The sequence below is a fragment of the Kineococcus rhizosphaerae genome, assembly GCF_003002055.1.
Taxonomy (GTDB): domain Bacteria; phylum Actinomycetota; class Actinomycetes; order Actinomycetales; family Kineococcaceae; genus Kineococcus; species Kineococcus rhizosphaerae.
Map to the genome: position 1 here is coordinate 1 of NZ_PVZF01000052.1, position 2,149 is coordinate 2,149.

The window sequence follows — 2,149 nt, forward strand, 5'->3', positions numbered from 1 at the left end:
ACGGCCTTCAGCCACCGGCCGCCGCCGCGCACGATCGCGAAGGCCGCCATGAAGGAGATGAGCACGGCCGGGACGGTGGCGCCCACGGTCACGATCAGCGAGTTGCCGAAGTACCGGAGGAAGTCGGCTTCCAGCACCATCTTGTAGTTGTCCAGCGTCGGCGAGCTCGGCGGGATGAGCGGGTTGGTCCCGAAGTAGTTCGCCGAGGTCTTGAAGCTGGTGATCACGATCCAGTAGATCGGGATCAGCACGACGAGCAGCCACAGCCACCCGAAGGCACCGCCGATCCAGTTCTTGCGGGCGGTGGTGCCGTTGCGGGGGGCCCCCGCGGCGGACGACCCGGTGTTGCGGGTCACGGTCTGGGTCGCCATCGGTCAGGCACCTTCCATCTGAGAACCACGGTCCTTGCCACCGATGCGCTGCAGGAGCTGGGCCAGGATCAGGCCGACCACGACCAGGATGACGGCGATGGCCGAGGCCAGCCCCATCTGGTTGGCGCGGAAACCGGTCAGGTACATGTCCAGGGCCAGGGCCCGGGTGCCGTCGTTCGGGCCACCGCCGGTGAGGACGAAGATGAGGTCGAACGTGGTCAGCGACCCGACGACCTGCAGGGTCGAGGACGTGATGAGCGTGTTCTTCAGCTGCGGCAGGGTGATGGAGAAGAACTGCCGCACCCGGCCGGCGCCGTCGAGCTGGGCCGCCTCGTACATCGAGGTGGGGATCTGCCGCACCGCGCCCTGGAAGATCAGGGAGTGGAACGGGATCCACTGCCAGGCGATGATGAAGATCACGACGCCCATGGCCAGGGCCGGGCGGCCCAGCCAGTCCTGCGTGAGGATGCTCAGCTTCAGCCCCGGCCCGAGGCCGAAGTTCGGGTCGAGCAGCGCCTTGTAGGCGATGGACACGGCCGCGGCCGACAGCAGCAGCGGCAGGAAGAACAGGACCGCGAGCAGGGCGCGGTACTTCTGGCTGCCGGAGATGAAGACCCCGAGCAGGATCGACAGCGGCGTCTGGGCCAGCCAGGACAGCACGATGATGAGGAACGTGATCCACAGCGCGTGCGGGAGGCCGGGGTCCGTGAGCACGGCCTTCCAGCTGTCGAGACCGGCGAAGTGGATCGCCCCGATGCCGTCCCAGGAGGTGAAGCTCAGGACGAACACCCCGATGAGGGGGATGACGGCGAAGGCCACGAAGATGATCAGCGCGGGCAGGACGATCCATCCCAGCCGCCCCGTCGACGTGTGCTTCGCCGAGGGGACCTTCGCTGCGACAGCGGGAGGAGCCGCGCTCACGGACGCGCTCACGAGCCGATCGCCTTGTTCATGTTGTCGGCGAACTGCTGCGGGGTGATGGCCAGGCCGAACAGCTTCTCGATGTTGTCCAGCAGGGTCTCGGCCTCGGTCGGCGACAGGGCCTGGTCCCACGACTGGGCGAAGGACGGGGCGTTCGTCGCGAGGTCGTAGACGAACTTCAGCCACTCGGCGTCGTCGGAGGAGGAGAACTTGGAGTCGATGCCCTTGACGATCGGGACCTCGCCGGCCTTCTCGATGTAGGCCGTGGCCTCCTTCTCCTGCAGCAGCCCGCCCTTGAAGAACGCCAGGGCGATGTCCTTCTGGGCCTGGGGGGCCTTGGAGGAGATCGAGACGTACTGGGCCGGGTTGCCGAAGGTGTTGGCCGGGTCGCCCTTGCCGCCGGTGACGGCCGGGAAGTTCATGTACCCGAGGTTGCCGCCGGAGACGAAGTCGCCGCCGTCGGACTTCATGGAGCCGTAGGTCCACGTGCCGTGCAGCATCATGGCGGCCTTGCCGGTGTACAGCAGCGCCTGGTCGGCGTTGGAGTCAGCGGTGATGGAGGCGAAGCCCTTGATGAAGCCGTCGGCCTTGATGAGGTCCTGGACCTTGGTCAGGGCGTCGATCGCGGCCGGGTCGGTCCAGTTCGGCTTGCCGTCGTAGATCGACTCGAACAGCTCGGGGCCGCCGATGCGGTCGAACAGCAGCTCCAGCCACATCATGTTCGTCCAGCGCGACTGCCCACCGAGGGAGAACGGCGCGATGCCCGCGGCGTTGAACTTCGGCACGAGGGCCATCAGCTCGTCCCACGTGGTCGGGGGCTCGACGTTGACCTGCTTGAAGAGCTTCTTGTTGTAGAA

Annotated in this window: 2 protein-coding genes and 1 pseudogene; all 3 read right to left on the reverse strand. The window is 66.9% G+C overall.

The genetic code is table 11. From position 1 onward, the window contains the following. Positions 1 to 371 (reverse strand): annotated as a pseudogene (locus tag CLV37_RS26815) (carbohydrate ABC transporter permease); the annotation flags it as partial. 3 nt (positions 372 to 374) lie between these two features. Continuing rightward, positions 375 to 1,226, reverse strand: a complete 852-nt coding sequence (locus CLV37_RS26820) for a carbohydrate ABC transporter permease (RefSeq protein WP_342762312.1) — start codon at positions 1,224 to 1,226, stop codon at positions 375 to 377. A 74-nt stretch (positions 1,227 to 1,300) separates the two neighbouring features. Continuing rightward, positions 1,301 to 2,149: extracellular solute-binding protein (locus CLV37_RS26825; RefSeq protein WP_146149643.1), on the reverse strand; the 849-nt coding region annotated here is incomplete at its 5' end.